The sequence below is a fragment of the Streptomyces gossypii genome (assembly GCF_025165795.1).
Taxonomy (GTDB): Bacteria; Actinomycetota; Actinomycetes; order Streptomycetales; family Streptomycetaceae; genus Streptomyces; species Streptomyces gossypii.
Genome location: NZ_JAJAGO010000008.1, coordinates 380,210 through 388,791 on the forward strand (window position 1 = coordinate 380,210; position 8,582 = coordinate 388,791).

Consider the following 8,582-nt stretch of genomic DNA (forward strand, 5'->3'; position numbering starts at 1 on the left):
GCTCACTGGGCTCGGCCTGCCACCCCGATCTGCTCGCAACGGTGCTGCACGACAACGCCGCCCGGGTGCGCCGGGCTTACATGATCGCGAAGGACTGAATGATGCTGCCGATACCGGAAGACTGGAACCGCGCCGTCGCCGTCGCCGCTCACCCCGACGACCTGGAGTACGGAGTCGCCGCCGCCGTCGCCCGGTGGGCCCGCCAGGGCAAGGAGATCAGCTACGTGCTCGCCACCCGCGGTGAGGCCGGGATCGCGGGCAAGCATCCGAACGAGGTCGGTCCACTGCGGGTGGAGGAGCAGCAGCGCAGCGCAGCGGTCGTCGGGGTGAGCGAGGTCAACTTCCTCGATCACCAGGACGGCGCGGTGGAGTACGGGCTACCGCTGCGGCGGGACTTGGCCGCCGCGTTCCGGCGGCTGCAGCCCGAGGTGATCATCACCATGAGCTTCGACCTCACCTGGGGAGAGAAGGGCCCGGTCAACCACGCCGACCACCGCGCCCTCGGGCTGGCGGTACTGGACGCATGCCGGGACGCCGCCAACGAGTGGGTGTTCCCCGAGGCCGGGCCGCCGTTGTCCGGCCTTCGGGACGCGTACGTTGCCGCCACCGGCGACCCGACGCACTTCGCCGACGTCACCGCCACCATCGACGCCGGAATCGCCTCGCTGCGCGAGCACCAGGCATACATCGACGGCCTCGGCGGCGACTTCGACGCCGACGACTTCCTCCGGAAGATGACCGGCTACGTCGGCCTGGGCGCAGGCTGCGAATACGCCGTCGGCTTCCGCCGCTACCCGATGGGCTGAGAAAGCAGCTTCAACGGATCGCCGACAAGGAAGGTCACCGTGGCGGACGCGGCAGAAAGTTATCAGCACGTCCAGGAACGCTTGATCGCGGTCGTCACCGACCCCTCGACCACTATGCGGACACGGGTGCCTGCCTGCCCGGCCTGGTCGGTGCACGACGTGCTGGCCCATCACACTGGATATATCGCTGACGTCGCGGCCGGGAACTTTCCCGAGTTCTCCCAGGGGCAGAGCATCCTGAACGAGTGGCGGGACGCTGAGGTCGCGCGGGCCAGGGACGCCATGACCGCTCGGCAGGTCACCGAGCGCGCGGACCGGTCGGTGGAGTCCCTGGTGACCGAATGGCAGAAGGCGACCCCGTCGCTGTTGGAGCTCCTCAGCGGTCAGCGGCCCGAGGCCGCACCGTTCGGTTCCCTCACCGGCAGTATCGCGCTCAATGACCTCGTCGTGCACGAGACCGACATCCGCTCCGCCCTCGGACTCACCCGAGCCGCCGAGTCCCCCGCGCTGTCCATGGCTCTGGCGGGGTACGGGATGAGCCTGAGCCACCGGATCCGCTCCCTTGGACTGCCCGCGCTGGTGCTCGCCTACGCCGGCATGAAGCGCCGGATCGGCGACGGCGAGCCGGGCGCGCAAGTCCGCGCCGACCGCCACGAGTTGCTCCGAGTGATGGCCGGCCGCCGCACCAGGGAGCAGATCCTCACCCTCGACTGGGAGGGCGATCCGCTCCCGTATTTGAGCATCCTGTCCGAGTTCGGTCTTGCGGACACCCCGACCACCGACTGAGCGGCGATCACTCCACGACCAGCACGACCGATCGGACTGGAGCAAACATGCCCACGCCGTCAATTGACCCTCAGCGCTTCAAGGATGGCCAGCGGTCTGCCTGGGACGGGATGAGCGCCGGATGGGAGACCGCGACCGAGATCTTCGAGCGCGGCGGGCTGCCCATGACCGAGCGTCTGCTTGAACTGGGCGGCGTGCGCTCAGGCCATTCGGTCCTGGACCTCGGCACTGGACATGGGGAGCCTGCCCTCAGTGCCGCGGAGGTGGTGGGCCCTGACGGCCGCGTCGTCGGGGTGGACCTTTCACCGGCGATGCTCAAGACGGCTCGCGCTCGAGCCTCCGCCCTTCACCACGTCGAGTTCGTGGAGGGCGACGTGGAGTCGATCGATCTCCCGGCAGGTTCGTTCGATGTGGTGCTGAGCCGATGGGGGATGATGTTCGTCGTCGACCAGCTCGCAGCCTTCAAGGCCAGTCGGCGAGTGCTCCGCTCAGGGGGGGTTCTGGCGGCGGCCGTGTGGGGGCCCCCGTCCTCGGTACCCATGCTTCACACGGCGATCCGTGTGCTCACCGAACGGTTGCAGCTACCCACGCAACCCCCGGAGCAGCCGGGCACGTTCAGCATGTCCGATCGCGGCACGCTTGCCCGGACCTTGACCGAGGCGGGGTTCGCCGAGGTGACGGTCACCGAGTTCATCGTGCCGTTCTGGGTGAACGGCGCCGACGAGTACGCCGCCTTCAGCAGGGCCGTCACCCCCCAGGGAGTGCTCGACCTGATGAGGAATCGCTTCGGTTCCGAAGACGATCCCGGCACCTGGGACGCGGTCGCTGCCGCGGTCGAACCCTATTCGTCGGGCGACGGGAGGATTCTGCTGCCTTCCACGGCGCTGTGCGTCCGGGCAACAGCCTGAGCAGGATCTGTCCCACCCTCCGTCTGCCCGAGGACAGGCGGAGGCGCTCGCAACGCCCAGCGCCCATGCAGAACCGGCCATCCGCACCGGTCGGCCCCGTACAGGGCTGACCGGTGCGGGCGTGCACCCGTGTGCTGTTCGGCGATCCGGGTGGGTGTCACCTCTGCTGGGTGCGCAGCACCGTCGGCAGGTCGATGGGGCCGCTGTCGGTGACGATGGTCAGAACGCCCGCCGGTTCGCGTACTGCCGCCTTCAGCTGCCTCGGGGTGCGCCGGTCACTTCGGACAGGTAGGCGCTGGCCTTGTCCGGGTCCATGAACCAGGCGTGCAGGTCGCTGGGGTTGGCGAAGCCGTTGGCCAAGCGGTCGGCGACCGCGTGGTGTCTGTCGGCCGCGGTGAGGATCCGGGCGACGTGAGGTTGCGGCTGCTGGAGCATCGCGTTGGTCCACGTGGTCGCGGCTTTCCCCGTCGTACTCCAGAACACGTCCCACGTACGCTGCATCCACTCCTCGTCGAACGGCTTGCCTCCCTGGTCGAGGATGGCCTGCAGGTAGACCGCGGCGCAGTGCGCAGCATTGTTGGAGCCCTGGCCGGTGATCGGGTCGTTGGTGAGCACCGCGTCCGCCATGCCGAGGACGGGGCCTCCGTGCTGACCCGGCCTCCCCACGGGATGGCGCACCACGGGCGTGACCGAGCCGGTGAGGAAGCCGCCCCAGTCGGTCAGCTCCACGTCGCGGGCACGCTGGTACACCCGCGGGGTGTGCTGCTTCATCAGCTCCAGGGTGAGCTTCAGATGCTCCGCACCCGTACGTGTGCGGTACGTGAAGCGGTCCAGTTCGCCTCCGGGGATGGCCTCGAAGAACAGGATGTGGCACGGGCCGGTCGTGGTGAGGGCGGGGAGGACCAACAGCTCGCCCAGCCCGGGGATCAGGTTGAAGTTGACCGTGTCGGCGTCGCCGAAGTCGGGGTCTGGCTTCAGGCCGCGCACGTAGGTGACCGACAGATGACGCTGTGGCTTTTTGAAGCAGGTGCGCTCGATGTCGGGCATGAACATGCGCGCCAGCCCACCCCTCCCGGCCGCCACAACGATCAGGTCGTACATCTCGTGGCGGGTCATGTACTCCAGGTCGGAACCAGTTGCGCCGCCGATGATCACACGGCCCCTGCCGTCTTCCCGGGCAGCGCGCCGGGCGAAGTCCAGCAGCCAGGCGCACATCTTGATCCGCTGGTCGACGGACCGGCAGGAACCCTCCAGGCGACCGACGAAGTTCAGGCCCTGGGGGCCGGGCCCGCCGGTCATGGCAGGTATCGAGAAATGCATCCCGCCGATGGTCGGGGCGTCGTCGTCCCAGAAGTTCAGCCCGAGATCACGCTCATGCTGGAGCGCGGGTGCGAACATCGCCTGGGTGGACCTGACCCGCCCGGCGCGAACTTCCTCTGGCGTCTGAGACGTCATCACGGTCACGTCGTAGTCATGCTGCTGCAGTCCGTGAGCCAGCTGCAGCCCGGACTGGCCAGCACCCACGATAAGGATCTTCCGGCGACCCATCGCCAACCTCCGCGTTGAAAGGGGTTCTACACGTCAAGCGGCCCGGACTTGCCGGGCCCGGGGCGTTTCCCTCCCGCCGTGACGGGGCCACCTGGTCGGAAGGCTGCGACATCGGTCGAGATCGCTTTGCAGACCTCGTCGAGGTGATCGGTGATAAAGAAATGGCCACCTGGGAATACGCGGAACTGAACCGCGCCGGCGGTTTGGTCACGCCAGGCTTGGACTTCATCAAGGCTCACCCTGGGGTCAGCATCTCCGGTCAGCACACTGACCGGGCACTGCAACTTGGGCCCCGGCTTCATGCGGTAGGTCTCGATGGCTTTGTAGTCAGTGCGCACCGCCGGGAGGATCATTTGCATCAGCTCGTCATCCTGCAGGAGTCCGCCGTCCGTTCCACCCAGGACCCGTATCTCGGCCAGCAGATCGCGGTCTTCACGAAGATGCAGGTCCTCGTCGTCCTTGATGATCGACGGTGCGCGCCGCCCGGACACGATAAGCCCGGAGACGCCAGTGCTGGTCTCCTGCTCAAGGCGGCGGGCGACCTCGAAGGCGACGATGGCGCCCAGACTGTGGCCGAGCAGTACCAGCGGTCGGTCCCGCCACGCGTTGAGCCTGCTGAAGACCTGGTCCGCCATGTCGGGAATGTTGTCGATCATCTTCTCGGTCCGCCTTTCCTGGCGGCCCGGGTATTGCACGCCCAGGACCTCTACCTGCGACCTGAGCGCTCGGCCGAGCCCGAAGAAGAAGGAAGCGGAGCCGCCCGCGTGGGGGAAGGCCACCAGGCGTGCGGCCGTGTCTCTCGTGTCGTTCAGCCGCAGAATCCACGGATCCGTCGCGGTCGCTGTCACGCCACCACATTCCTCTCGCAGTTACGGAGTATCACGAACGATCTTGCTGGTACCACGACGACAGCGCGGGCAGCACCGTCTTGAGGGCCGAGCGCTGTGCTTCACTGCCGAGGGCAAGGGTGTGCACCAGGGTCTCGATGTCCTCGTGCTCGACCGCCTTCCAGAACGTGGACTGGCCGGACCTCGAACTTGCGGAGTCGGAGGACACCCAGTACCGCTGACGCTGGAACGCGTAAGTCGGCAACTCCGCCGCCTGTACCGGCGGCTCGGTGAACAGTGCCGGCCACCCCACCGGAACCCCGCGCACGAACAGCTCGGCCAGCGCAGTCAGCACGGCGGGGACCTCTGCCTGATCAGGACGCATCGCCGGGACCAGGACCAGCTCGCTGTGATGGGCAGGGGTGTGGTCCGTCCCCATCGAAGTCAGCGGCTCCCCCGGCCCCATCTCCAGGACGGCGGTCACCTCCGCCCCGGCTGCCCATGGGAAGTGGTCAGCGGCTCGCGCCGTTTCGCTGATCTGAGCCACCCAGTACTCGTGACTGCTCAACTGACCGGCCGCTACGTTCTCCCCGGTCAGGTTCGACACGAGGGGGATCCTCGGCGAGGACACCGACAACGTCTCCATCAACCGGCGGATCTCTTCGATGTGCGGGGCCGTGTCCTCACCTCTGGACAGCGTGTGCATCAGGCGGCCACCACTGGCCAGCAGGGCGCAAGCATCCGGCAGCGGCAACGCCCCGGCCACGTGAGCGGCGGCCAGATGCCCGGCTGAGTGCCCGGTCACGACATCGGGCTCGACCCCCCAGGAGGACATCAGCCGGAAGAGTGCCACCTCCACCGCGAACACCCCGGCCTGGGCGCGTACCGCTTCCTCCGGCGTCCCTGCCGCGTCCGGTCCCGGCTCCGCGAAGACCTTTGGCCCCAGCGGCCGGTCCAGGTGCCGGTCGAGTTCTGCGCTCACCTCGTCGAGTGCCTGGGCGAACGCCGGGCAACTCTCGTAGAGGCCCCCGCCCCGCCCCTGCCATTGCGGACCCGCGCCGGAGAATGTCATCGCCATCCGGGCACCACGCCGCGCTGTGCCCGTCACCAGGCCAGGCACCGGTTCCCCGCGAGACAGTGAACCGACCCCTGCCAGCAGTTCGTCCCGGTCCGAGGCCAGGACGACCGCCCGGTACTCGAGATGCGCCCGCGTGGTGGCCAGCGCGTAGCCCACGTCGTGGGCGGCCAGGTCCGGGTTGGCGGACACATGGTCATGAAGCCGCATCGCCTGCTGCGGCAGCGCCTGTCCAGATCTGGCGGAGATCAGGCACGGCACTACCGGCAGCAGTCCCGGACCGTTGCCCATCCCGTCCTCAGCCGGTGCGCGTCGGCTCTCATCCGACGGGGCTTGTTCGAGGACGACGTGAGCGTTCGTACCGCTGATGCCGAATGAGGACACCCCGGCCCGCCGCGGCCGGTCACTGTCCGGCCACGGCTGGGCCTCGGTCAGCAGCGCCACCGCGCCGGACGACCAGTCCACGTGCGGAGACGGCGCCTCCAGATGCAGCGTCCGCGGCAATACTCCATGCCGCAACGCCAACACCATCTTGATGACACCCGTCACACCGGAGGCGGCTCTCGGGTAGCCGATGTTGGATTTGACGGATCCGATCCACAGCGGCTTCTCTGCCGGACGGTCCTGGCCGTAGGCAGCGATCAGGGCTTGCGCCTCGATCGGGTCCCCCAGGGGGGTGCCGGTGCCGTGCGCCTCCACCGCATCGACATCCGCGGGTGCCAGTTGCGCATCCGCCAACGCCTGGGCGATCAGCCGCTGCTGCGACGGGCCGTTCGGCGCCGTCATGCCATTGGACGCACCGTCCTGGTTCACCGCAGAACCACGGATCACCGCCAGCACCCGATGCCCTTGACGCCGCGCATCGGACAGCCGCTCCAGCAGCAGAACGCCTACTCCTTCACCCAACCCGACACCGTCCGCGGCCGCGGCGAAGGGCTTACACCTCCCGTCCCGGGCAAGGATCAACTGCTGGCTCGCCCCGGTGAACAGTTCTGCATGGGCGATCAGCGAAACCCCGCCCACCAGTGCCATCGAGCATTCACCCGCACGCAGGGCCTGGCCGGCCAGATGGACCGCTACCAGGGAGGACGAGCACGCTGTGTCCACCGTCATCGTCGGTCCTTCGAAACCGAACGTGTACGCCAGCCTTCCGGAGATCACGCTTATGGCCCGGCCGGCCATCGCAGCGGCGTCAACTCGGTCGCCCGTCGCCGTGCCCAAGCCGTACTCGGAAGCCATCGCCCCGACATAGACCCCCACCTGTCCGCCCCGCAGCGATGACGGAGAGATTCCGGCACGCTCGAAGGCTTCCCAGGAGGTCTCCAGCAGCAGTCGCTGCTGTGGATCCATCACCGACGCTTCGCCTACGTCGATCCCGAAGAACTCCGCATCGAACTCCGCGGCAGCGCCGACGAAGCCGCCCTCCCGGACGTAGCTCTTTTCCGCCTCGTCTGTTTCCGGGTCGTCGAGTGCTTCGACGTCCCAGCCGCGGTCCTCGGGAAACGCCGACACCTCATCGCGTCCCTCGTCGACCAGGCGCCACAGCTCCTCTGGCGACTCCACGCCGCCTGGAAAACGGCACCCCATCCCGACAACGGCAACAGGTTCGGAAAGGGAGGCCGCGAGCTGCTGGTTCTGCTTGCGGAGCCGCTCAGCCTCCATCATCGAAGCGCGGAGTGCTTTGATGACCTTCTCATTGGAAACAGTCATTACAAGCTCAGCTCATCGTTGGTGTCTTTGAGGGCGAGTTGGACGAGATCCGCCGCGTCCAACTCTGCGAGGGAACTGGACTCTCCTGAATCGTTCGCAGGCGTCTCGCCATCGGAACGCGAAAGCCCGAGGAGCAGGTCCAGCACTCCCGCCTGACGGAGCCGCGTGAGCGGGATGCTGGCCAGCGCACGTCGGACCTCGGCTTCACCGGGTTTGTCGTGGTCGGCCGTGTCGGTCTTCCCCTCCGAGTCTGGAGCAAGCTTGGTGCGGAGGTAGCCCGCCAGAGCCTCTGGGGTGGGGTGATCGAAGACCATCGTGGCCGGCAGGCTCAGTCCGGTGACGATGGAGAGCCGGTTGCGTAGTTCCACCGCGGTGAGGGAATCGAACCCGATCTCCCTGAACGCCCTATCAGGAACCACCGACTCTGACGACGCGTGCCCCAGCACAGTCGCGACATGCGATCGCACCAGCGCGGTCAGAATCCGCTGCTGCTCGGACTCCGACGCCGCAGTCAACTGCCGCACCAGCATCGACGTATCAGCCGCGGCACTCGCGATGCGCCGTGACGGCGTCCGCACCAGTCCACGCAGCATCGCGGGCACCGCACCGCCCTGGGCACGGATCCGACCGGCGTCAACCTTGGCCGCGACCACCAACGCCTCGTCGGCCCTGATCGCCGCGTCGAACAGCGAAAGCCCCTCCTCGTTGGACAGGCCACCCATACCCGACCGCGACATCCGCCCCAGATCCTGCTGATCCAGATGCCCGGTCATCCCACTGGCCTGCTCCCAGACGCCCCAGGCGATGGAGGTACCGACAAGCCCTTCCGCCCGCCGACGCGCCGCCAGACCGTCCAAGAACGCATTCGCCGCCGCGTAGTTGCCCTGCCCCGGAGCACCGAACACCCCAGCCGCCGAAGAGA

At 67.9% G+C, this 8,582-nt stretch carries 7 protein-coding genes; 3 read left to right on the forward strand and 4 right to left on the reverse strand.

Translation table 11 applies throughout. The features are described from left to right. Window positions 1-101 precede the first annotated feature (101 nt). From LHJ74_RS19445 to LHJ74_RS19455, 3 genes are read left to right on the forward strand one after another with little or no spacing between them, the layout of a single operon-like run. Window positions 102-806, forward strand: coding sequence for a PIG-L deacetylase family protein (locus LHJ74_RS19445; RefSeq protein ID WP_260219355.1), 705 nt, complete (start codon window positions 102-104; stop codon window positions 804-806). Between the two features lie 39 nt (window positions 807-845). Continuing rightward, window positions 846-1,592 carry a maleylpyruvate isomerase family mycothiol-dependent enzyme gene (locus LHJ74_RS19450; RefSeq protein ID WP_260219356.1) on the forward strand — a complete coding sequence of 249 codons (747 nt, stop codon included), beginning with the start codon at window positions 846-848 and terminating at the stop codon, window positions 1,590-1,592. 47 nt (window positions 1,593-1,639) lie between these two features. Continuing rightward, complete coding sequence (locus tag LHJ74_RS19455) at window positions 1,640-2,500, forward strand: class I SAM-dependent methyltransferase (RefSeq protein ID WP_260219357.1); 861 nt, start codon at window positions 1,640-1,642, stop codon at window positions 2,498-2,500. A gap of 252 nt (window positions 2,501-2,752) precedes the next feature. Here LHJ74_RS19455 and LHJ74_RS19460 read toward each other — a convergent pair whose 3' ends face one another. The 4 genes from LHJ74_RS19460 to LHJ74_RS19475 form a co-directional block, all read right to left on the reverse strand. Then, window positions 2,753-4,048 (reverse strand): styrene monooxygenase/indole monooxygenase family protein, encoded by a 1,296-nt coding sequence (locus LHJ74_RS19460; RefSeq protein WP_260219358.1) that lies wholly within the window; start codon window positions 4,046-4,048, stop codon window positions 2,753-2,755. Window positions 4,049-4,074: 26 nt separating this feature from the next. Next, complete coding sequence (locus tag LHJ74_RS19465) at window positions 4,075-4,896, reverse strand: thioesterase II family protein (protein ID WP_260219359.1); 822 nt, start codon at window positions 4,894-4,896, stop codon at window positions 4,075-4,077. A gap of 31 nt (window positions 4,897-4,927) precedes the next feature. Beyond that, complete coding sequence (locus tag LHJ74_RS19470; RefSeq protein WP_260219360.1) at window positions 4,928-7,660, reverse strand: beta-ketoacyl synthase N-terminal-like domain-containing protein; 2,733 nt, start codon at window positions 7,658-7,660, stop codon at window positions 4,928-4,930. Further along, a partial coding sequence (locus tag LHJ74_RS19475; protein WP_260219361.1) for a beta-ketoacyl reductase occupies window positions 7,660-8,582 on the reverse strand: 923 nt, incomplete at its 5' end. The genes LHJ74_RS19475 and LHJ74_RS19470, both read right to left, overlap by 1 nt.